Here is a 25,176-nt window from a genome sequence, read left to right on the forward strand (position 1 = left end):
GTGTAAGAATACGATATATACTGGCTCTTTTGCTGGTGGGCGCTACCGTGTCAACTTCCGCGTTGATGCTCCGGTATATATTTAAAACACAAATGAATGATGCCTATGTGGTCAATATTGCGGGTCAACAGCGCATGCTATCCCAACGTATCGCGCTTTTTGTCACTCGCCTATCTACCTGCCCAACCAATCAGACAGAATTAAATAAGACGCTGCAATCCACCATTGAAAAATTCGAGCGCAATCAAACATATTTAACTCAACTGCCAAAGCTTCCTTCTAAAATACGGGCAATATATTTTGGAGAAACAGGGTTAAATGCAAAGACCCAAAAATATGTAACAGCAGCACGGCAATTTAATAATCAAAATGAGAGCTGCGGATTGGTTCCTGCAGACTTTAATGCAAATCAAACAGACGAGCTGCTTTTTTACTTAGACAAAGTCGTACAAGAGTTTGAATTAGATGCCAGAGAACGAGTCGAGCGAGTTGAGAACATAGAATTAGGATTGTGGTTATTTACGCTCATACTACTAGTGCTTGAAGCGCTGCTAATTTTCCACCCCATGGAAACAAAAATAAAAACCTCCATGGCCTCTCTTCGTGAAGCCTTGCGTCAATCTGAAAAATCAGAACAGCAAGCAAACGAGGCGAACAAAGCAAAATCTGAATTCCTTGCCAGCATGAGCCATGAACTGCGCACCCCGATGAATGGGCTGTTTGGCATGATAGAGCTGGCGATAGATAACCCGAACAAAAGCAACGATTATCTAAAAAAAGCCAAAAGTGCCGGAAAACAATTATTAGTACTGATTAATGATGTACTCGACCTGTCTAAAATTGAAGCGGGCAAGTTGCGTATTGAGAGAACGTCTTTCGATTTAATCCAACTATTCGATGATGTATCTTCTGTGCAATCGGCAAACTGTCGAATAAAAAACTTAACGTTCGATTTTCGAAAGACCACAAGTCTGCCTACTCGCATCATAAGTGACCCCACTCGCCTGTCACAAATCATGCACAACCTATTAAATAATGCCATCAAGTTTACTGAAGCCGGAACAGTCACACTCACTGCTGGGGTGAAAATTGAAAACAAAAAATACTGGTTGTCGATTAACGTCAAGGACACCGGAATTGGCATTGAACAGCAAAAACTAGCGTCTATTTTTAATAAGTTTGAGCAAGCAGAACAATCAACAACAAGACTATTTGGTGGTTCTGGGCTGGGCTTAGCTATAAGCAAACAATTGACTGATTTAATGAAAGGTAAACTTCAGGTAAGTAGTGAAATAGACAAAGGTAGTTGCTTTACATTATCCATCCCCATTGAAATAGATCATGAAAAAATTGAAAACATCGATCCGGAAGTTCATTTAAAATGTGCGGTAGTGGATGACTTAATCACCAGTCGAGAATATATTCAACATATTGCTGAGCAACAAGGCTTGGTGACATCGTCTTTCGATTCAGCTAGGGAATTTTTAAAGGTCGACGATACTGAATTCGATGTTTTAATCGTCGATTTATCTATGCCAGATTTGACGGGTGTAGATTTAATTGAAGAACTCGTTAACCGAAACACAGACAAACTGCCCTATATTATTTTAGTATCGGCGATGATTGAACACCTAGAATGTTCTGATGATGTGAGAAGAGTAATATGGCGTACCCATGGGAAACCTATCCTCAGACAAGAACTCGAAGTTGATTTGCGACAATTACAAAAAATTCATTTGCGCCAAGGTTCAAATATCGTACAACCTCAAAACAAGTTTAAAATCTTAGTCGCAGAAGACAATGAAATAAATGCAGAGGTAGTGAAAACGATGCTAGAAACCGCAGGCTACGATGTTTCGATAGTCGGCGACGGTGAAAAAGCCATTAACGCATGCATTTTTGAAGAATTTGACCTGATATTGATGGACTTGCAAATGCCCGTAATGGATGGCTTAACCGCAACGGGCAAGTTAAAAGCGGAGTTAAACTTTACTAAACCCATTATAGCTCTCACCGCTAACGCTTACGTAGAGGACAGAGAAAAGTGTAAAAATGCGGGGATGACTGACTTTCTCTCTAAACCCATTGATAAAGTGTCACTAATTACCATGATCCAAAAGTACTTAAAAGATTGAGGGAATTCACGTTAAGTATTGCTGGGTTATTTTTCGTAACGTTGGTTGAGTTACATCTAATAGTCTGGCTTTTAGTTGCTGAGTTATTTGTTGCCGCACCACATTTGAATGCAATATAGACTCTAATCTAGGCCATATTGTAGAGGCTGTATCCCGTTCAAGAAAACGCTCAAGCAAGGCCGTGCAATCAGCCGTTAAATTTTCTAACTGGGGATGATCTATATTGATGTTTTTCAATTTTGATGAGCGTCTTCTCAAGGTTGATTCTGACTGCTCAACTTTAAGCGCCACTTGATAAAGGGTGCCCCACTTTTGTAAACACAACTCAATCCATTGCTTTTCTAACCATAGACTAACGGCAAACGGCACAGACTGCTGAATAACCACAGTAACGGCTTTATCAAATAAGTTCGACATAGCCTGCAATAATTCTTCATCATTGGGTTGAACTGTTTCGTTAGATTGAGCAGGATGCTCAGAAGATGAGCCTATTGACGGGGCTAGATAGGTAGACTGATCTTGTATATTCAAATGCTCAGGTTCTAAAGAACCACCAGGACAGGTTATCGCTGCGCGCATAATACAGTTTCTGAGTTCTCTGATATTACCAGGCCAATTGTAGCCTCGTATTTTATCCACGGCCGCCAATGAGATATCGCTAATTTGCTTGTTGTATTGTTGACTAAATTTTTTCAAGAAATGCCGAGCTAAAAGCAAAGCATCATCTCCACGCTGGTTCAATGGCGGTAAATTTAACGTAAAAACATTGATTCGATAATATAGGTCTGCCCGGAAGCGGCCTGCTTCCACTTCATCCGACAAATTGCGATTGGTTGCTAATACCAACCTTACATCAACCTTTCGAACCCTTTGATCGCCTACGGCCACAAAGGTTTTTTCCTGGACGAAACGTAATAGCTTTGATTGTATGTCGAGGGGCAACTCACCGACTTCGTCTAGAAATAAAGTACCGCCATCGGCTTGGGCAATTTTGCCAGGTTGATCACTGGTCGCGCCTGTAAACGCACCTTTTCTATGACCAAAGAGTTCACTTTCAATCAGATGGCTAACAATTGTACTGCAATCTACCGTAATAAAGGGTTTGTCGGGTTGCATACTGTGAGTATGAACTTGCTTGGCAACCACTTCTTTACCTGTTCCCGAGTCACCAATCAACAAAACCGAAGCATCGGTTGGCGCAACTAGTTGAACTTGCTGCATCAACGTTCGCATCGCCGCCGATTCAAATAGAAACGCGTGCTCGCTTGTTTCTCCCACCGCTTGATGTTCTATTGGTTTTTGTGTTTGCTCCAACAATAAAATTCGCTCTATTGCTGCACCAAGATTCGCAGATACCTGTTGCAGCAACTCGGTGTATTTTTCCGCGACAGCTTGCTGTTGCAAAGGCCATCGCAATACCACTGCTCCCTGACAATTTCCCCGCGTAACAAGAGGAACGACACTTTGAGCTTGGGTGGTATTCAGTTTATGTAACTTTTTATAGGAAGCTGTTTCTGCAGAATCAACTAAACGCTCAATGGAAATATTAGACGTTACCCATTGATGGACTTCATTGACATCGCCGGTCATTTCACTAGCCTTACAAGACAAGTTGAGCAATGCCCCACCTTTATTTACATAGAGTCCAGCAAAAACAGTCAGCATCCCGGCACTTAGCAGATGACACACCTGATCTGAAAAGCTTTGCAAGTCATGGGTGTTGCCGACAATACGAATAACATCCCACTGTAAAGTCATGAGCTTAAAGTCTTCGTCTGAGGCATCTGAAAATTTACCACTCATGCGGTCCATATTCGCCAGTATGTTGGCATCGAATTTTGGCTGCCAGCAAACCAAGGTTCCGCCGCCAATACTCCTTGCTGCTTGCAGCGCCGCGTTGGCTCGACGAAAAAGTTCAAGTGGCGACTGTTCATTGAGTTGCTCTTCTGACTCAATGGTGGCTAACCCAAAACTAAAATCCAAATTCACCTTTTTATCTGAAAAGCGTTTTTGCCTGAGCATTTCACGCATCCGCGATGCTAAAACTTGCCCTTGCTGTTCATTTGTATCAGGCAAATGTGCAGCGAAAACGGCCCCACTAAATCGACTAGCAAAATCGGCTGTTCGTAATAAACCAGACATACATTGAATAATTTCAGCTAAGGCTTGATCCCCCATTTCGCGACCGTACTGCTGATTAAACGCAGCGAAATCGTCGGGGTTTATAAGTAAAAGGGTAACAGGTGCATTTTTTGCTACACTTTGTTCTAACCATTCCTGAGTCTGCCAACTGGCGACTTGACGAAAAATCAATAAGGTTTCATCGTGGTGTAACGGGCCGACAAAACCGTCTAGCATCACTACCGCATTTTTCAATTTTACCGGAAAAGGCGGTAATCTAGTCATCGAATGGGTACGACTCATATCGGTTAAAATCTGTAACATTCTGCGTTTAGCAATAGACGAAGGTATATTCAAACAAGAAAACAGCTCTTGACCCATTGCTATTGGTCCAGAATCAGCCATCTCCTCTAAAAGAGGGGCATTGATTTCCACTATACGACCATCAGAATTTAAGGTCATCGACATTTCACCAAGACACTCAGTTAACATCGATAGTTTGCGCTCACTACGCGCTAAACCTTTGTCTGCTAGAGACTGTTGTTGCAATAGCGACAACACGGGCAGCACAGTTTGTGGTTGTTCCCTATCTAAATACCATTGGCCTTTAACCAACGGTTCTGTGGGAAATTGAATAGGTTGTTGAAATAACCAAAAGACGCGTTGGCTATGCAAATTGCAACGCTCTGTCAGAGACTCTGCGTGGGCGTGATCCTGACAAAGTATTAACATCGAAGGGTATAAATTATCTCTGTGCAAACTGGAAACAACGAGATCATAATGAGAAGCAAAAGTCTGCTGAATCGAGGCTATGCTATGCTGGTACTCTGTGTCTTGAGCCAAATCACCATCTACAAAAAGTGTGATGATGTTGTTATTTTGTTGAACATTCGCATGATGACGAGAGAGTTTCATTATTTTTATTCTTATTGATGCATCAGGTGACTAAAATTCTGAGTTAGCAATGGCGCGATATATTCTGCAGCCAAAGGTCTTGAGAATAAATAGCCTTGTAACAGTAAATGTTGACTATTTTTCAATATTTCAATTTGTCCCGCATCTTCGATTCCCTCAGCGATCACCCCCAAATTTAGGCTCTCAGCAAGGGCTAAAATGGCTTCCACTATTGCCACATCATCAGGTGCTGAGTCCAAATCGCACATAAAGGAGCGGTCAATTTTTAATATATCGATAGGGAATTTTTTCAAATAACTCAAGGACGAATAGCCAGTACCAAAATCATCAACCGCTAGCGTTACACCCAGGGTTTTTAATTCAATTAGCCTAGCGATATTCTCTTCTGCATCACTCATTATCACCGATTCAGTCAATTCCAGTTCCAATAGTGAAGCTGGCAGGCCACTCTTACGAAGCGCTTGGGCGACAATTTCCGTGAAATTATGCTGTTTAAACTGATGTCCTGAAACATTCACCGCAACTCGAACCGGTGTATCTTGTGTTAACCACGCTTTAGCTTGTAAACAGCTTTGTTCAAGAACAAGTTGCCCCAACACATTAATCAAGCCGGTTTCTTCGGCAATTGCGATAAATTCATCGGGTGGAATCATTCCACCTTGCGCGGGTAACCAACGTACTAACGCTTCAACTCCAATTATCTGTCCAGTTTGCGCACAGACTTGGGGCTGATAAAAAGGAACAATCTCATTGTTATCGAGGGCTTGACGTAAATCTTGCTCTAACTGCAAGCGAGCAGCGGCTTTGGCATTCATTGAGTCGCGATAAAACTTATAGCAACAACGACCCGCCTGTTTCGCCGAATACATTGCCGTGTCTGCGTTTTTAAGCAAGGTTTCAGCATCTTCCCCATCATTAGGAAACATGGAGATACCAATACTAGGAGTTATAACGACTTCAAATTGCTCAAGTTGGAAAGGTTTACTGAAACTACGAATCACCCTTTCAGCCACTAAAGTCGCTTCATTGGCACTATTTAACTGGTTTAAAAATATTGTAAACTCATCACCGCCAAAGCTGGAAAGCTGTGTTTGATTTGCAGAAACATCCTCTCCTACTCGCACAAACACATCACTGTCTCGTAAGTTAGTTTGTAATCGATGGGCCACTTTACGCAACAATTTGTCACCATTACTGTGCCCCATGGTATCGTTAATACGTTTAAACCTATCAAGATCGATAAACAACATTGCAGCTTGATGTTGTTTTCGCCGAGCTAATGCAAGATATCGCTGCAAATCTTGCATTAAGTATTGGCGATTAGGTAATCCAGTCAGAGAATCATAAAACGCAAGTTGGTGAAGCTCTTTTTGCTGTACGACTAAATCTGCAAAAGCTTGACTCGCTCTTAGGATATATTTAACGCGCTCTCCTAATATGGGCCACTTTATGGGTTTAGCAATGAAGTCTGTCGCTCCTACGGCGTAAGAACGATGAATAGATTCAAGGTCGTCAGATCCGGTAACCATAATAATAGGAACATGTTCACCGTTTTCCAGACTCCGAATTTTTTCGCACACTTCAAAGCCATTCATTTCGGGCATGGAAACATCTAATAAAACCAGTGAAGGTGAATGGGTTTGAAATTGCTCCAAAGCCCGTCTTCCATTTTCCGCTTCCAACACTTCAATAGAGTCACTTGTTAGTGTTTCTTTCATTAAAATTCTCGCGGTGAGATCATCGTCACTGACCAGAACCTTAATTTTCGATTCAACTAACATTTCTAAAGGTCTCCAACTTCTCGCAACTTAGTTTAAAAGTTGCTTGTATATTTTCAGCTAAAGTCTCGACTCCTTCCGATTCCTGTTGCTTTGATTTGCTTTCTAACTCACGACATATTTCATACAAAGCCTTAGCACCGGAGTTTCCAGACATTGATTTTAACGCGTGTGCAATTTCTTCGATTTGATGCAAATTCATTTGCGGACTGTTCACTTGCTCGAACAGCTGTGCAATTAACTTCTCAGCTTCTTGGATAAACGCATCCAAAACTCTAATAAACACTGGATTGCCCGTATCTTGACTGATTTTTAACAAGGTATCTACAGTTGCTGTATCAATTAGCTCTGTTTCTGGATCCTCTTCAGTACTGTCCCTAAGTTCTACTTGAGCACGACTATCTTGTGTTTCCAGCCCTTGGCTAGCAAACTCCTCACTGCTGTTCTGCTGAGGTTCAGTGGCTAGAGGTTGTGAGGTTCCCCCTAAAAAGCGAGTCAATGTCTGTTCCAGTTCCCGTAATGAGAAAGGCTTAGTCATCACGTCATTCATACCCACACCCAAACACTGTTGACGCAGATCATCGCCCATGCCTGCTGTGAGTGCGACTATGGGAATATCTGGCCAATTTTTCCTGATCTCGGTGGTGGCCTGATATCCGTCCATAATTGGCATTTGGCAATCCATTAAGACTAAATCAGGCTGACTTAAATTGATTTGCTCAACCGCTTCAGCACCATTATCGGCTAACCATGCTTCACAACCCAGCATGGCTAACATGCTTTTCGCGACTTCCTGATTGGTTAAGCTATCTTCTGCCACCAGAATATTAGCGTTAAATTTTTGGTGATTAGGGTATTCGCTATTACCTTGTTGTCGCTCGATGGTTTTAACACCGAGGGCTTTATGCAAGCTATCCTGTAAATCCTTTAAGTGAATGGGTAATGGTAATATATTGCGATTATCGTTTTCCTGCCATTGTGAAGAGGGCAATAAGCAAATCCATTTCTGCAATGGAATTTGCGCGTTCAGTATGTCAGTTTCATACTCACTTAGACTGATCCATAAACCATTTTTAGCGGATGCCAGTTGGCTGTTAACCCGTTGCACATGTACTGCTTTGGCCCCTAATTTGGCCAACATATTCGTTAAAGCAAGGCCTAAACCTCCTCTAAGATTAACCAAGTGTACCGTTGGAAAAGAAGATTCAACTAGCTCTGAAGTTATCGTATTTTGAGAAATTGGCAAGTCCACTTCCAGCGTAAACGCACTGCCTTCCCCTAAAGTAGACTGCACATCAATGTTGCCCCCCATCAATGTAGTAAGTTGACGGCAAATCGCTAAACCTAAACCCGTCCCTCCGTATTTTCTGGTAGTTGAGGCATCAGCCTGAGTAAACATTTCAAACACTTTTTGCTGTCTATCGGGTGCCATACCGATACCAGTATCCTGAATCTTTATCTCAAAACCACTCATCTCGCTTGCTTGCTCTGTTGATGGATTATGAGGGTGATAACAAGGCACTCGTCTAATGCTTACATTGACTTCTCCATGCTCGGTAAACTTAATTGCATTACTGGTTAGATTAGCAATGATTTGGCGCAATCTTGCAGGATCAGCATAAACCTCAGGAAGCGGTTCTGGAGACAAAATAGCGTTAACGAAGAGACCTTTGTTATATGCCGATTCACTAAATAAATCACACACTTCCTCGACTAAAGCCTCAAGATTAACCGGTACTGATTCTAAGGTCGCTTTACCCGCTTCCAGTTTTGAAAAGTCTAAAATATTATTCAGCAAATCCAGTAGCAATCGCCCAGAACGATAAACGAGTTGCGCAAAATGTTGTTGTTTTGGTTTTAACTCAGAGCTTAACAACACTTCCGTCATACCCAGTACACCATTCATTGGAGTACGAATTTCATGACTCATAATGGCTAAGAAATCACTTTTTTCTTTGCTAGCCTGTTCCGCTAATTCCCGTGCTTTTTCGGTTTCTTGCATACTGGTTTCAAGTTGCGCATTAGCATGTCGTAGTTCTTTGGTGCGCTCTTCAACTTTTTCTTCCAGATCTATAAGTTGTTGAATTTCAGCCAAACGCTTACTTCGGTATCGCCAAATTGTATTCAGCACAATCAGCAACACAATTAAGAAATAAATACTGTAAGCCCAAACTGTCTTCCAAGGTGGAGGAAGCACATTGATTGGCAGTACAATCCCTTCTTTATTCCACAAACCTTGGTTGTTACTTGCCTGTACTCGTAATGTGTAATTGCCCGCCGGTAAGTTGGTAAAAGTCGCTAAACGACGGTTTTCGAGTTCAATCCAGTCTGAATCAAAGCCTTCCAATTTATATCGATATTCGTTAAGTCCGGGTGCATTAAAATCCAGAGAGGCAAACTCGAAGGAAATAAAATAATCTTTGTAATCTAATTCAAGTTCCTGCAATTGCTGATACGGCACATCAAACCATACTTGTTCATTCAGCTTTTTAATCCTCACTACCACCACAGGGGGAACGATTTCGCTATCTTTAATATTCTCAGGATGAAAACGAATTGCGCCTGTGGGGCCCCCAAAATACATATAGCCTTGGCTATCCTTAAAACTGGCCCCCCAATTTACTTCGCTTTCTTTAAACCCTTGAGAGCGGTCAAAGTGTCTTATCTTTCCTGTCTCTGCATTTAACCGAGTTAGCCCAGCAGGGCTCCCAAGCCACAGATTTTGTTTGTCATCCTCTAAAATAGCGTAGACATGACTGCTGGGAAGACCGCTAAAATTGTCGTACTGAGTGAAACGATTGTTGAATGCCTGCATATCTTCAGGCGACCATTTATTTAAACCGCCACCTTGGGTACCAACCCATAATTGCCCTTTACTATCTTGATAAAATGCCCAAGCCATAGACGCAGATAAGCTATCGATGGAATCTGGGTCTTGTTCAATACGTTGAAACTTTTCACCTGACGGGTCAAGCAAATTGAAACCAGATACTGTCCCCACCACAATAGTACCGTCTAAAAGTTGATATACCGCTAAAACGCGATCGCTGTTTAGGCTGGTGGGATCATTTTCATCGTATCGATAGTGTACAAATTGGTCACTGCCTGCGGGCAAGTAATTCAAACCACCACCAAAGGTTCCTACCCATAAATTGCCAGCTCTATCAGAAAAAACACTGGTCACACCGTTAAAGCTCAAGCTAGTAGGGTTTTCAGGATCGTGGGAAAAGAATTCAATTTGATTATTGTCGACGTTAAGCCGACCTAATCCAGCACGGCGGGTACCAAACCACAACAGATTATTTTCCCCTAGAACAGCCGTCACTCTGGCGTCGCGCAACGAGGTTTGCGTTTCCTTGTTAATGATCTGTTTCACTTCCCTATTGCTATCCAATTGCGTCAGACCGCTATAGCTTGCTATCCAAATAGTTGGTTCCCCATTGCTGGAAAAAGTCTCTGCAAAGCCTAAAACAGCGTTGTTGCTTAAACCCTTATCAATATGTTCAAACGGCACCTCAAGACTTTTGGTAATACCATTTAAGGTACCCAGCCAAATTAATCCGGTAGAGTCTTGCTGGATTGATAGAGTGTTGTTATCACTTAACCCATCCGCTGTAGAGAAAGTATGAAAACTATTGACACCGTCCCAAAGGGCGACGCCAGCATCGGTACCAATCCAAATTCGTTGTTGGCGATCTTGATAAATTGTTTGCGCTAGATTTGAAGGTAGACTATCTGTCTGCTCTAAGTCATGTTGCCAATTGGTAAAATTGAGTTTCTGCGGATCAGCTACGCTAACCCCTGCATCCGCACTGGCTACCCACAAACGTTGCTGTTTATCAACAAACAGATGTTTCAAAGAATCGCTAAAAAATGGTGTTGTAGATCCCGAGTAGAGTCGCTCCATAGCACGGCTTTGTTTATTAAATTTAAACAAACCATTCTCGCTAGATGCCAGCCAAAGGAATTTTTCATCTTCAACGATAGACACAATACCCGCATCTTTTTTTAGTTCAGGTACTAGCTCGCGCATATTAAAATGTTCAAAGGTTTGGTCATCGGGATTAAACCGGCTGAAATTGCCGTTACGATAACCAATCCAAATATAATTTTGTGAGTCTAAGAACAAACTGAGAATTCGATTCGATGAAGGCGCATTGGCAGAGTGACTACCAGCCTCTTTCCATGGGGTAAATGTTTGTTTAGCCGCATTAAATAAGTTTAGTCCACCGCCATCAGTGGCTATCCACAAACGCTTTTTATGATCTTCTAGTACCGCGAATACGTTGCTACTACTAAGGGAGTTATCGTTGCGAGGCTCATGGACGAAATGCAACATTTGATAACCATCGTATCGATTAATGCCTTCTTGAGTCACTATCCACAAATAGCCAGTACTATCATGGTATATCTGACGCACGGTTTTTTGGGTTAATTGAGTGGTTAAATCTGCAGAAGAAAAATAGAAATTAGGAGAGTCGTCAGCAGTAGCGCTACTGCTTATTAACAGGAAAAATAAATAATAAAATAGTCTTTTGCTGACCATACTTCTTCACGACGCTTTGTTTTTAACCTAGGTTAACCTAACAAATTAACGATGCCAATAAAATGCACACAATACCTGTAAAAAATCCTTATTTATTATACTCCTAATGGTTTAAAAATGACTTAGCCCCTGCAAAGCTGAACCTTGAGGGGCTAAGAGTATTATGTGTTCAGATTTATTCTTGCGGTAAGAAGTTTTCTTGGTTTACGTAAGCTTCTTCCCAGATGAATGCTTCTTCCCAGATGAACGCTTCCTCCCAGATGAATGCCTCTTCCCAGATGAACGCTTCTTCCCAAATGAATGCCTCTTCCCAGATAAACGCTTCTTCCCAAATGAATGCCTCTTCCCAGATGAACGCTTCTTCCCATATGAACGCTTCTTCCCAAAGTTCAAATTCGAACCCTTGGATGTAATAATTGCCGTCTTCATCTTTACGAGCTGCGCCCATATAGTGTTGTTCACCACTTAAGTCGGCGGCGATATCCATACCATTGTTTGCACACCCTGTGGCTGTCGATTCAACGGCTTTAACGGCATTAACACTACCCGAACCCTGTTGGAAAGGACTGTATGCAAGCTTGCCATTTGATAACTGTGCCATGGTAGTGCTGCTCATTAAGCGACACTTCACATCGTTTGCACTCAGACTCGGATCATTTTGTAGCATCAAAGCGACAATTCCACTTACCACGCCTGACGCTTGCGATGTACCCGACATAATAAACCGATCATTTCCAACCATATATTGTGGGAATTTATTCGGCATATACATATCTTCACTGGCTAAACTAAATATATGACCACCTGGGGCAACTAAATCTGGCTTTACAAAAGCTTCATGAGTCGGACCTTGTGAAGAGAATGAAAGTAACTCGTCATCATGAGGGTTATCTTGGGTGTAATTATCAGTGATAGCGCCCACGCTAATAACATAAGGAACATTAGCAGGTACGCCAATAGTCATTGCCGCAGGTCCGGTGTTACCTGCTGAGGTCACAACTACAATATCTTTTTCCCATAGCTTCATAATGGCTTGGTTAATTGGATCTGCCCAATAATTCGAGCGAGGTGGCGCACCAAAAGATAAATTGACTACGCGAATATTCAGCTCTTCATGATGATCAGAAACATATTGAATAGCACGAAGTGCATCCAAATATGTGCTGTGACCATCTTCATAAAAGGCTTTGATAACGACTAGATTTGCATCAGGGGCGACACCTTGATAATAATTGCGCATTTGGCCATCAACCACTGCGTAGTCACTATTAGCGATTATCCCTGAAATATGCGTACCATGACTATTCTCATCAGTCATATCTTCAGCTTGCATTTCTTGATTTTCAATTGCGTCAAATGCGGCTGTAATTCGAGGGTTATTATCAGTATCGTTTTTTAACGCTTTATGGTCAGCCCAAGCCCCACTATCAATAACAGCGACAGTTATATCTTTCCCTGTAATGCCATCTTCATGAAGCTCGTTAGCCCCTATAGTGTTAACGTAATAACTGTTGCTGTCCCCTTCATTTGCTTGAGTATCATAGCCTTTAACTAATTCACGATCACAATTTTGGGTAAAGGAAACATTCATTGAAAAGTCGTTTTGTTGATAATTTTCAGCACCACTACGAGCAAAGGTTAATTCTACTTTTGCATCATCATACGCATTCATTTTTGCGTAACGACTTAACCAAGAGGAGTCCAGTGTTAACTCACCATTTTGGCGTCCAAAGAAGCTCCAAAATACAGTGCTTCCATTAAATTTAACCGAAGTAACATTGCCTAGGCTTGTGGGCCAGGTAAATTTCATCTCATCAACATTTGTTTGCATGTCACGGGCGTTGTATAAATTCCAACTAACCTTTTTTCGCTCTAAGTCAACAACATGACTTCCATATACCTGACAATTATCAAGGGCACCAGCAGTAAAAAGAGGCTGGTTCTCAGTAATGGTTATCAACGCCGGAAAGCTCTTTAACAATTCCAATTGTAAATCAGAAACTCGCACGCCAATACCGTCAACGAGGGGTAATTCATGGGTTACAATCCCGCCTACCAAGTTAACCAAATCGTTGACTACAGCAATATCACCACCCTGGATTAAAATTTCATTGTCCATTGAAAGGATACTGTCAATGACAGGCACTTCAGGTAAACCTAATGAGGTTGTGAGGGCAGACACATCTGTTAAGTCAGCCACGCTATCAAGATCTAGACCTAATAGCCCACTGCTAGCAGCACTAGCATTAAATGTTGAAAAGCTTAACAAACCACTGACTAAAACTGCGAAAGTACTTCTTTTGTGTAGTTTCATATTAATTATCTCTTTGTGTTTCCATGCATGAAATGGTGTTGCACACCAATAGCAGGTTCCGTAACTTTCCATTCAAAGCAATTGGCGTGCCAATGATTAAAGCGCCATTTTCATTAGCCTTTAGTCTAATGTGAAAATTATGAACGCAACCAAAAAGAAAATAATGACTGTAAAAAATGGAGCCACAAACCAATATTTGCAATCATATTTTTCAAATATTATTAAAAATAGCGAGTTTGAACGACTTCTTATCCATCCATAAGCTTGCCTATACTCATCAGAAATATCATTGCAGTTAATCTCGATGACTATTATTTATTAAACTTGTCGTGTTTAATGAACCTTATTCCTTGAAAATAAAAATAACTATGCAACTACGTTTTGGTTTATTCATACTCACCTTGCTTACGTCGAATTATGGGATCGCTGATGCTAGCTCATTCCCTGTAACCTGTATTCCTCAGCCCCTCAAAGATATAGAAATTTGTTCACTGTCTACTCAATCTGAGCATTTTCCGGTGAATGATCTCGTATTGTATAAACGCGAAAAAGATCGCTTTCCTGTGCTTCTAGAAGTGATTAAAGGCGATGTTGCCGTTAGTTGGTTTTGGGGCTTTTCACGACATGGAAAGTACACTGTAATGGGCTTTGCTGAAGAAGGACATCCTTACTTTGTCGTTTACGAGACTAGCCGCTTTTTAGAAAGTGAACAACGTCCAACCGCCATAGCCATTCTTTCAGATTACTTTTTAAGCGATTTAATAGTACTGGAAGATGATGGTACCGCGCGTTTTGCAAAAAACCACGACACAAATAGGGAAGGCGAAAATATCGACTGTTTTGACCCGAACATTGATCGTGAATTACATAACGATACCTGTTTTGTGAACATCAATATATTCCATAAGAGCCACAAGCCTGTTAATTAAAGGCAGCTAGTCAAATATAAATAAAGATGAAAATATTTCTTTCACTAGGGTCACTTTTGCTTGTTCCCTAGGCGTCTTTTTACTAACTAAAGATTGAGTGAACTCATAATGGTATTGCGCGGGATGTATTTGTTTAATTTCACCACTTTCTAATTCATGTTTAATATAACTAAGTGGTAAATAACCAATATACATAGCGGATAAGATAAGCGTTTTACGGGTATCAAATTGATAAGCTTTGGCTTCTAGCTTGAGCTTCTGCAATTGTTTGCGACCTCCTTGATCAACATCTAGCCCGGGATGGATAGCAGCGTAAGAGGCAAGTCTTGACTCATCGAAGCCGTCATCAACAACGTCATACAACGGATGCCCCCTAGCGCAGCATAAATACATTGTCTCGCGAAATGCGGGAGAATACTCTAGGCCATCTACGGGCTTATAGTTCGGAAATAATCCAATATGCGCCTTATCTTTAAGCAAACTTTTTTCAATAAAATCAATGGATCCGCCATCTAAAACCAAATTTATCTTAGGCGCTCGTTGATGGATTTGATTCACCACCTTAGCTAAACTTTTTTGTTTACTACCATCAAGTTGATCGGCACATAAAATGACTAGCTCACCACTTAATTCACTATTTAACGAACGCACCAATAACGAAAAGTCATTCAAAGAATCAAAAAGATCTGTGCAAGCATGATAAACCACCTGGCCAGCTTCGGTGAGGGTAAATCCTTGTCGCCCTCGTAGACACAATTTGAGCTTCATGCGGCTTTCAAGGTTTCCCATATGAACGCTAATAGTAGATCGAGAGACACCAAGCTCACTTTCCGCAGCTGAAAAACCTCCATTTTCTACAACAGACTTGAACACCCTTAATAATCTTAAATCGTACTCGGTGATTGGTTTAGGAATTAAATTGTTTCTAGACATAATGTTTTACATCCTTAAACGTATAGATTGAAAGTTTAATATTTAAAGAGTAATTTAATTAGGTTTCAATAGCGAAAAAATTTGATGGAACCCTACATGCTTAACTTAAACGATCCAACCTTATTAAAAACAGCGTCCTATATTGATGGACGTTGGTTAATAACCGACAATCAAATCCCAGTAATTAATCCAGCCAATGGTCAAGAATTAGTCTCTATCTGCGACGCAGATGTAGAAGATGCTAACCGAGCCGTAGAAGCTGCCCACCGGGCCTTGCCGCAGTGGTCAGCTTTAAGTGCGCAACAACGCGCGAATTTGTTACGCAACCTTTTCCAATTAATGATGCAACATCAAGATGATTTAGCTCAGATTCTCACCTTAGAACAAGGCAAAACCTTTGCTGAAGCAAAAGGTGAAATCGCCTATGGCGCATCGTTTATTGAATGGTTTGCAGAAGAAGGTAAACGAATCTATGGAGATGTTATACCGGCCCCTAGCAGCGACAAACAAATTATTGTGCTAAAACAACCCATTGGAGTTGTAAGTGCAATTACGCCATGGAACTTCCCTAATGCAATGATCTCCCGAAAAGCGGCAGCGGCTTTAGCTGCGGGCTGTACTTTTGTGGTGAGACCGGCAACACAAACACCTTTATCCGCAATGGCAATGGCAGAACTGACCCACAGAGCGGGCTTTCCCCCAGGCGTTTTTAACCTGATAGTCGGTAAAGACTCTCAAGGATTGGGTAGCGTGTTAACGCAGCATCCACACGTAGCTAAATTCACTTTTACAGGTTCCACAGGGGTCGGCAAGAAGCTCATTGCCCAGTGTGCAACCAGCGTAAAACGCGTGTCCATGGAGTTAGGCGGTAATGCCCCCTTTATCGTCTTCGATGACGCCGATATCGACGAGGCTGTACAAGGCGCATTAGCTTCAAAATACCGAAATTCAGGCCAAACTTGTGTTTGCACAAACCGTATTTTGGTGCAAAAAGGTGTGTATGCTCAGTTTTGTGAGAAATTCATAGAAGAAACTGCAAAGTTAAAATTAGGCGCAGGAATGGACGCTGACTCCCATATTGGTCCCATGATTAATGCCAAAGCAGCCAATGATGTAGATGAATTGGTACAACAATCCATCGACCAAGGTGCAGTATTGAAATTAGGTGGCACCACCACCTCACAAGGTCCAAACTATTATCTACCAACTGTGCTGACCAATGTCAGCAATGATATGCCTATTGCCAGCAATGAAATCTTTGGGCCTGTTTCACCCATTATTCAATTTGAAGAAGAGAGCGAGGTAATTGAGTTAGCTAACGCCACTGAATATGGATTAGCAGCCTATTTTTACAGTCGCGATGTAGGTCGCATATTCCGAGTAGCCAAAGCACTCGAATTTGGTATGGTGGGGATTAATGAAGGGGCTATTTCAAATGCAGCGGCTCCCTTTGGCGGTATGAAACAATCAGGTAATGGCAGAGAAGGATCCCGTTACGGATTAGACGATTATTTAGAAATTAAATACCTATGTTTAGGTGGGCTAAACAACACTTAAAAACTAAAAATCACTCATACAAAGATGTCTATATATGTCATCTAAGATGAAAAAAACGCTATTTTTAGCCAATCAAGCCCTACACTAACAGGGCTTGATTGTTAATTGAATGCCACATCTTTTGAGTATACCCTGACTCTATTTACGCCTGTTTCCTGTTTAGCGTAATACGATCATAGGAATATGACTGCGCTCAAGCATTTTCATAGTGTTACTGCCCACAAAAAACTGCCTAAGCTTAGAGTGAGCAAATGCGCCCATAACAATAAGCTCAATGTTTTGGGATGTTTTATATGTCATCAGAGATTCAAAAATATTTCCTTCAATATAAGCCGCAGTGACTTGAAATCCTTCATCTTGCAGCCTTTGCTTGGCCGATATAAATTTATCATGTAGATCTTTTTCGTTATTTTTTACCGAAACTAAATGACAATGAAGACCACGCAATAAGCCCCCTTCTATCACACGCTGCAACGCTTTATCAGCCGTTTCCCGACCATCATAAGCGATCATAAATGAAGATGGAGGATTAAATGCATTAGGAATAAGCAATACAGGATGACAAGCCTTGCGAAGTAACGTTTCAATATTAGAGCCTAGCGCGTCAAAGCTATTATCATGTTCTTTACCATTACGGCCAATAACAATGAGTCTGGTTTTCGCCTTTAAATCGGTGATGGAATCTACCACCTCACCATGTCTTTGCATGGACTCAACCTCGACCACACCTGAATTTTGAGCATGTTGCACCGCAGCATCAAGTAACTCACGGCCAAGTTGCAACGCGACTTTTGCGCGTTGCTCATCAAGCTTAGTCATTTCTTCAAGCAATGCTGAGCGCGCACCTAAACCAATCGCACCAGTATAGTCATCCGCACCATGCTGCTGTTCTTTTTCCAAGGCATGCAAGAACAGAATAGGTTTATTTAGTTTTTTTGAAGCCCAGACAGCTGCATCTGTCACCGCAGGCGTGATTGCAGAACCATCTATACAGGTCACAATTTTAGTCATCATTATCTCCTTAATGTCCGCCAAACAGTTTTTCAACTTCTTTAGGATCGTTATGCACCCCAAATTTATCTACTACTGTAGCCGTTGCGTCATTCATTCCCATAAGCTTAACGGTTGCACCTTCGCGACGGAATTTAATGACCACTTTATCCAAAGAAGATACCGCCGTTATGTCCCAGAAATGCGCATGAGTAAGATCAATTACAATACTTTCAACAGCTTCTTTGAAGTCAAACTGATTGACAAATTGTTCTGCTGAGGCAAAAAATACCTGACCAACAACTTCATAAGTTCGCACTTTTTCATGTTCATTGTAATAAGACTTAACTGCCATATAACGACCAATTTTATTGGAAAAGAACAAGGTCGCCAATAACACGCCTACAAACACCCCAATGGCTAAGTTATGGGTAGCAACAACCACAATAACGGTAGTTATCATCACAATATTCGATGATTTAGGGTGCTTACGTAAATCGGTGATAGAAGACCAAGAAAACGTGCCTATGGAAACCATAATCATCACTGCCACCAGCGCCGCCATTGGAATTTTACCCACCCACTCGTCAAGGAATACCACCATAATGATTAAAAACAAACCGGCGATAAAGGTTGATAAACGTCCCCTTCCCCCAGATTTCACATTAATAATAGATTGACCAATCATCGCACAACCGGCCATTCCACCAAACAAACCAGCGCCAATATTTGCCATCCCCTGGCCTTTACATTCTTTATTCTTGTCACTGTTTGTATCGGTTAGATCATCGACAATGGTTGCCGTCATCAAAGACTCAAGCAACCCAACCACGGCTAAACCGAGGGAATACGGCAAGATAATTTCTAGAGTGGTTAAATTAAGGGGCACTTCCGGCCATAAAAATATGGGTAAAGTATCAGGTAATTCCCCCATATCACCTACCGTTCGTATATCTAAGCCTAAAACAATGGACACGATAGTGAGACTAACAATACACACCAAAGGAGAGGGTACGATTTTCCCGATACTAGGAACGTAGGGTAATAGATAAATAATCCCCAATCCTGCGGCAGTCATGGCATAAACATGCCAAGTCACATTGGTCAGCTCAGGTAATTGCGCCATAAAAATCAGAATCGCTAGGGCATTCACGAAACCGGTGACGACAGAGCGAGAAACAAAGCGCATTAAACTGCCAAGCTTTAGGAAACCGAAGATAATTTGCAGCACACCGGTTAGCAAAGTAGCAGCAAGCAAGTATTCCAAGCCGTGCTCTTTAACTAGGGTAACCATCAGCAATGCCATTGCTCCGGTAGCAGCAGAAATCATTCCCGGACGACCTCCGACAAAGGCAATGATCACAGCAATACAAAACGAAGCATAGAGGCCCACTTTAGGATCCACTCCGGCAATAATAGAAAAAGCAATCGCTTCGGGTATTAAGGCTAGCGCTACCACAATACCAGCAAGCACATCACCACGAATATTAGAAAACCATTCTCTTTTCATGTTTTCGAGCATGTAAATAACCTAAAAGTTGAAGATTCTTGGCAATCAAGAAAAAAAGTATGTTTCAATGCAATAACATCTACGAACAAACGAAATTCTTTGCGCGTTAAGCAATAACGAATTATTAGAGGAAGGACACCCTAGGGTGGCGTGAATTTCAAGCTTTTAATCCTTAATAAATTGACTATAGTTTAGACGATATAACTTTAGAAATGTGCTTACAAGCGCTAATGATAGAAAGTCATTAAAACCACTGTCCCACTATAAATTCAAGGCTGGCTAAAATACCAGTACTGAATATTAACCTAATAAATTTAGATATTACCCCTGTTTTATCAAGTACGTCTAAAAATGCGAAAACTCCCCAAACTCACGATGGGGAGCACAAAAACCGCAACAAATACCCAAGTAAGGGTACCGTAACCACTACCAATTAAAGCAACCAGCCCTACGGAAGAAGCGAGATAAATTGACAAAATCAGTGCTATAGCGGCAATTGTAGGACGCATTAACTTAGGCATTTTTTGTTGATTTTCTTTATACACTTCGGCGATCCGCTCATTCATACCATGGATAAAAGCAGTGCCTGTCTCGATAAAAGTACCAAATAACACTACATAAAAAATGGCCTGCAACCATGGAACGCCCAATTGCTGCATCATAAAATCAGATGGTACTTTTGCCTCAGTTACCTGCGCCGCATTTACCACCATAGCCACAAAGAAAAACAGCGCAGGCAGCATGGCTAGAGGGCCGGCAATAGCCCCAGCTAAAAGCGCGTCTTGGGATGTACGCATGTGGCGCACACAGAACAAAATGAGCGGTAAAGCGGCAATATTGTAACCAACGTACTGGATAGCGCCAATGAACCAATTATCCTTAATTTCGCCATAAAATAATTGCTCATATACATTCTCACCATACTCATGCAAGTACAAATATACAAACACACCGTAAACTAGATACAACAGAAATGACCAGCCGGCTAATACCTTCTCAATTAATTTAGTGCCCCAGGCAACCAATATACAAATTGATGCCATTAACACCACTGTACCCAGGGTACTGGAAATAGACAGATGTTCAGAAACCACTTCTCCGGCAGCAGAGCCAATTACCGCTAAAACTAAAATCCCTAGGGCAAAATAGGCCAACTCATACACAAACCAAGCTCTTCCCAACAGCTTTTTAAAAAAGCGTCTGTAAGTATAACTTTGGGTTTGTCGAGCAAATTCAAAGCTAAGCATACTGATTACGCTAAAGGCAGCAGTTGCAACTAAAATACCTAAAAAACCACCTAATGCCCCTGAACTTAGAAAAAACTGAACTAATTCTCGACCTGTCGCATACCCGCCTCCAATCAAAACCGACTGGAGGATAAAACCTGGCAGTAAAACACGTTGGAAGAAACTTGTTTGCATAGTTTTCTCTTTTTGAGATGTGTTGAGCTAAGCAATTCTGTGTGGTTGATTCAACCCCTTGGAATTATTGTTTTAGCCGTTGATAACTGGACAATAAACGCTGCCATATGGGACCTGGTTTTCCTACGCCAACCTTTTCCCCCTCGATGCTAATAATGGGTTTTAATTCTTCAAAAGAATTACTCACCCATACCTCATCAGCTTGTTTTACTTGTTCGACTGTGGGCGCGAGTTGTTTTACTGGAATACCTTGACTTTCGGCCAAATCAATAATGATTTTACGGGTGACTCCCGCCAAGATGTTATCCACAGGAGGGGTGAAAATAACGCCATTTTTTACTATGAACAAATTACTGCTAGGGGCTTCTACTACATACTCATCTCTAACTAGCAGAGCCTCACTATTGGCCACGCCATCATGTGCCAATTGCATATAGGACATCACATTACCCATCAAGCTTATGGATTTTATTGAGCAACGTTGCCAGCGCAAATCTTGTTGAAAATAAGCATCACAACCAGGATAAGACATGTCGATAGGGGGCGTAAAAGGAGTACTAAACATAAACACTGTCGGCTTTGCATCCACAGGGAAACGGTGCTTGCGAACGGCTTCAACACCTCGCGTAATTTGTACATATAACATTTGCGCGGGTTCATTATCGGCTAGCAAGGGTTGTGCAATATTGCTTAATTCCTGCACCGTTAAGTCCAGTGGAATATCGACAGAATTAAGTCCTTCAAGTAAACGTTGCCAGTGTTGAACCCCACCTAAAGCTTTGCCCTTATAAACAGGAACAACCTCATAAATACCATCTCCAAACAGAAAGCCCCGGTCCAGTGGCGAAATATTCACCTCCCTCAACGGCATATATTGGCCATTGAAGTATGCTGCACAATCGTTGTTATCCGTTTTATCATTAGCCATATAAAAACCAGCCTACAGAATTGTTTAGTATAAAAATCAAAAATATACTGTACTGTAAATTTCTCTTATGTGTAATTTTTTTTCGAATGACAAGAGGTAACCGCGCCCCAACACAGTTGTAGAATTAACCGCGAGGGCTTCGGATAAGTTGGCAACGTCATTCGCTTTCTACCTCCTTTGACTATTGAGCAATCAATTCATGAGGAAGTTATTGCCAAAATCACACAACTCTTTCAGGATGTAATACAAAGATAGAAATAGCCTAATAAAAAGTGAATTACCATGTTGAAACAGCTTATCCATATCGATACGACAATCAGTGAAAGTCTGCAAAGTCAGATTCGTAACAAATTGGTAGAGGGGATATTGGTAGGCTCGTTTCCATTGGGATGTAAACTCCCCTCATCACGTCGACTCGCTGAACAACTGGGCGTGGCGCGCAATACTGTAGTCTTGGTTTACCAAGCGTTACAAGATGAGGGTTATATCGTCACCAAAGAACGCAGTGGTATTTTCGTTAATGAAAAAATCCACCAAGGATGGGTAAACCAATCTCAAACAAAACCTCGCTTTCAACCCAAAGCCACTGACAATACCCACCGCTTTAAAGGGGCTTTACAAACAACCAATCAAACAGCATGTCCAGCAGATTGGCAAAAATATAGCTATCCATTTATGGATGGAAAATTTGATGCTTCACTATACCCAGTAAAAGAATGGCGCGATGCCAATCAACAAGCCAACGTAACTCGGGAAATAAATCAATGGTCACAGCTTCAAGGCCTTGGCGATGATCCCAAACTCATTGATGAAATTCGCACTAAAATAATCCCGCGCAGAGGTATTCAAGCAACAAGTAGCGAAATACTTATAACAGTAGGCACTCAACAAGCGCTGTACTTGATTAGTGAGTTATTTGTGGATAAATCTATTACCGTGGCCGTAGAGGAGCCCGGATACCCAGAGGTGAGAGAGTTATTACAACATAAAGGAGCAAATTTAGTTTATCAACCCGTTGATGACAACGGCATGCAAGTCGACTCGCAGTTAGATAAATGCGACATCGTTTACACTACCCCCAGTCATCAAACACCAACCAGTGTCACCATGTCGATGTCTCGCCGACAAGAGTTATTAGACAAAGCCAATCAGCAAGATCTGTTAATTATCGAAGACGACTTCGAGTTTGAAAGCAACTTTTTACGACAACCCCACCCGGCTCTGCGCAGTTTAGATGATAAAAATCGCGTGGTGTACATATCTTGTCTGTCCAAAGTCTTAGCTTCGGGTATTCAGATCGGATTTATCGTTGCAGACTCTGGCGTTATCAGCGAACTCAAAAAACTACGTAAAATTACCATGCGTAATCCGCCTTTAAATAATCAACGAGCGGTAGCGTATTTCCTGTCGTTAGGCTACTACGATGCATTTATGCTGCATTTGCATAAGGTCTTTTTTGAACGTTGGTTAACCTTAAGAGAAGCGTTGAATACGTATTTACCAAATTGCATAGATACAGGTCCAATCCAAGGTGGCACGGCTTATTGGATAACAGGTCCAAAGCAATTAGATGGTGAAAACTTGCAAGAAAAAGCCGCTGAGTTGGGGATTCTCATAGAGCCGGTAAAACGATATTTTGCCCTAAATAAACATCCAGAAAATTGCTTTCGAATGGGAATTACTAGTATTCCCAACAACAGAATCCGTGCAGGAGTTAAAATGCTTGCCGATCTAATTCGGCAATTAACTGCTCAGCACGAAGAGAAGCTTGATAACGCCAAAGGTAAACTATTAGATGAACAAGCATTACGTAACTTGTTACCTGGCATTCATTTAGAATGCCAAATGGTTTATGGCGTTCCCTGTACAATCGAATTACTCCCCGATGGCACAATGACTGGTCGCACTGGAGGCATTGGTAGCGAAGAAGACACAGGTCGTTGGTGGATTGAAAACGGCATGTATTGGCGTCAATGGAAACTATGGAGCTATGGAGAAATTCGTGGATTTTACGTGATCATGGATAGCAAAAAAATGAAATGGTTTGACCAAGATTATCGATTTGTACGTGAACTGGAATTAATTTAGCTTCATCAGAACTGGACCAACACATCCATTCATTCTGGCACTATCACTTTACCTCTGGACCCATTAGAGTTTTACCTTATGCAAAGCAGTCAATTCAAATTGCTTTATAGTGAGGAACTAAATGAGTCATTTTGCCATAGCGGGTTTACAACTAGCCTCGTCAAAAGGTAACAACACCCAGCAAATCGCCGCTGAAATTACGCTCTGTAAACAGCGTTTCCCTTGGTTAAACATGTTAGTGCTGGGTGAATTAAATAGTCACGGCCCAGAAAAGAAATATGCCGAGACCATGCCAGGCCCAACGGAATCCTTTTATCGCGATTTGGCTAAGCAACTTAATATTTGGTTAATTCCCGGCAGTTTATATGAAATAGCCAATCATCACATTTATAACACTACACCAGTCATAGATCCTCAAGGTCAGGTAATTTGCCGTTACCGAAAAATATTTCCTTTTTGCCCTTACGAAAGTGATGTATCACAAGGCCAAGACATTGTCGTTTTTGATGTTCCTCAAGGACGCATTGGTATCGCGATTTGCTATGACCTTTGGTTTCCAGAAGTAGCACGCAGCATGGCTTGCAAGGGAGCTGAAGTACTCATTTATCCGACTATGACAGGCACTATCGACCGTGGAATTGAATTAAATTTGGCACGGGCAACCGCGGCTAGCAATCAATGTTATGTGGTGGCCATCAATACTGCCGGTGAACTAGGCAATGGCCAGTCTATTATCGTTGGTCCGCAAGGTAACGATATTTACGTTGCAGGGGAGCAACAAGAAATTATCCCGGTAGAAATTGATTTTGCCCAAGTACGCCGCGACAGGAAGCGAGGACTACATAACCTGGGACAACCCCTAAAAAGCTTCAGAGAAAGTCAATGGCAAAAGTCAGTGTCTTCCTCTACAAACGACAACGAATTTTTAGCGTCTTTAGGCGAGCTAAAAATTCCAGAGCGCGATGACAATGAATAGTCATTCTGGACCAAAAGCGAGTCCCTAACTGGTAC

The 25,176-nt window shown here is 41.7% G+C and carries 14 protein-coding genes; 5 read left to right on the forward strand and 9 right to left on the reverse strand.

What is annotated here, in order from left to right; all coding sequences use genetic code 11:
- Positions 1–65 precede the first annotated feature (65 nt).
- The gene (locus Q4574_RS12840) at positions 66–2,135 is read left to right on the forward strand and encodes a response regulator (RefSeq protein ID WP_303474595.1); all 2,070 of its coding nucleotides are present in this window, start codon (positions 66–68) and stop codon (positions 2,133–2,135) included.
- 6 nt (positions 2,136–2,141) lie between these two features.
- On the opposite strand, the gene Q4574_RS12845 is transcribed toward Q4574_RS12840, so the two are convergent.
- From Q4574_RS12845 to Q4574_RS12860, 4 genes are all read right to left on the reverse strand, one after another.
- Positions 2,142–5,171 (reverse strand): sigma 54-interacting transcriptional regulator, encoded by a 3,030-nt coding sequence (locus Q4574_RS12845; RefSeq protein ID WP_303474539.1) that lies wholly within the window; start codon positions 5,169–5,171, stop codon positions 2,142–2,144.
- A gap of 11 nt (positions 5,172–5,182) precedes the next feature.
- Positions 5,183–6,952 carry an EAL domain-containing protein gene (locus Q4574_RS12850; protein ID WP_303474540.1) on the reverse strand — a complete coding sequence of 590 codons (1,770 nt, stop codon included), beginning with the start codon at positions 6,950–6,952 and terminating at the stop codon, positions 5,183–5,185.
- The gene (locus Q4574_RS12855; RefSeq protein WP_303474541.1) at positions 6,942–11,495 is read right to left on the reverse strand and encodes a hybrid sensor histidine kinase/response regulator; all 4,554 of its coding nucleotides are present in this window, start codon (positions 11,493–11,495) and stop codon (positions 6,942–6,944) included. The genes Q4574_RS12850 and Q4574_RS12855 overlap by 11 nt, the downstream gene beginning before the upstream one ends.
- 175 nt (positions 11,496–11,670) lie before the next feature.
- Complete coding sequence (locus Q4574_RS12860; RefSeq protein WP_303474542.1) at positions 11,671–13,809, reverse strand: S8 family peptidase; 2,139 nt, start codon at positions 13,807–13,809, stop codon at positions 11,671–11,673.
- Between the two features lie 368 nt (positions 13,810–14,177).
- On the opposite strand from Q4574_RS12860, the gene Q4574_RS12865 reads away from it, so the two are divergent.
- A complete protein-coding gene (locus Q4574_RS12865) occupies positions 14,178–14,738 on the forward strand; it encodes a hypothetical protein (protein WP_303474543.1) in 561 nt (186 codons plus the stop codon).
- A gap of 6 nt (positions 14,739–14,744) precedes the next feature.
- Here the strand turns inward: Q4574_RS12865 and Q4574_RS12870 are convergent, their stop codons facing one another.
- Positions 14,745–15,671, reverse strand: a complete 927-nt coding sequence (locus Q4574_RS12870; RefSeq protein WP_303474544.1) for a LysR family transcriptional regulator — start codon at positions 15,669–15,671, stop codon at positions 14,745–14,747.
- 96 nt (positions 15,672–15,767) lie between these two features.
- Here Q4574_RS12870 and Q4574_RS12875 point away from each other — a divergent pair, with 96 nt between their 5' ends.
- Positions 15,768–17,228 carry an NAD-dependent succinate-semialdehyde dehydrogenase gene (locus tag Q4574_RS12875; protein WP_303474545.1) on the forward strand — a complete coding sequence of 487 codons (1,461 nt, stop codon included), beginning with the start codon at positions 15,768–15,770 and terminating at the stop codon, positions 17,226–17,228.
- 159 nt (positions 17,229–17,387) lie between these two features.
- Here Q4574_RS12875 and Q4574_RS12880 read toward each other — a convergent pair whose 3' ends face one another.
- The 4 genes from Q4574_RS12880 to Q4574_RS12895 form a co-directional block, all read right to left on the reverse strand.
- Positions 17,388–18,239, reverse strand: coding sequence for a universal stress protein (locus Q4574_RS12880; RefSeq protein WP_303474546.1), 852 nt, complete (start codon positions 18,237–18,239; stop codon positions 17,388–17,390).
- A 10-nt stretch (positions 18,240–18,249) separates the two neighbouring features.
- Positions 18,250–19,740 (reverse strand): SulP family inorganic anion transporter, encoded by a 1,491-nt coding sequence (locus tag Q4574_RS12885; protein WP_303474547.1) that lies wholly within the window; start codon positions 19,738–19,740, stop codon positions 18,250–18,252.
- Positions 19,741–20,063: 323 nt separating this feature from the next.
- Positions 20,064–21,149 (reverse strand): hypothetical protein, encoded by a 1,086-nt coding sequence (locus Q4574_RS12890; protein ID WP_303474548.1) that lies wholly within the window; start codon positions 21,147–21,149, stop codon positions 20,064–20,066.
- Positions 21,150–21,213: 64 nt separating this feature from the next.
- Positions 21,214–22,077 (reverse strand): aminotransferase class IV, encoded by an 864-nt coding sequence (locus Q4574_RS12895; RefSeq protein WP_303474549.1) that lies wholly within the window; start codon positions 22,075–22,077, stop codon positions 21,214–21,216.
- Positions 22,078–22,359: 282 nt separating this feature from the next.
- Between Q4574_RS12895 and Q4574_RS12900 the strand changes: the two genes are divergently transcribed.
- Positions 22,360–24,165, forward strand: a complete 1,806-nt coding sequence (locus tag Q4574_RS12900) for a PLP-dependent aminotransferase family protein (protein ID WP_303474550.1) — start codon at positions 22,360–22,362, stop codon at positions 24,163–24,165.
- Between the two features lie 121 nt (positions 24,166–24,286).
- On the forward strand, positions 24,287–25,141 hold the full coding sequence (locus Q4574_RS12905) for a carbon-nitrogen hydrolase family protein (RefSeq protein WP_303474551.1): 855 nt from the start codon (positions 24,287–24,289) through the stop codon (positions 25,139–25,141).
- Positions 25,142–25,176 lie beyond the last annotated feature (35 nt).

The organism is Aliiglaciecola sp. 3_MG-2023, from assembly GCF_030548205.1.
Classification (GTDB): domain Bacteria; phylum Pseudomonadota; class Gammaproteobacteria; order Enterobacterales; family Alteromonadaceae; genus Aliiglaciecola.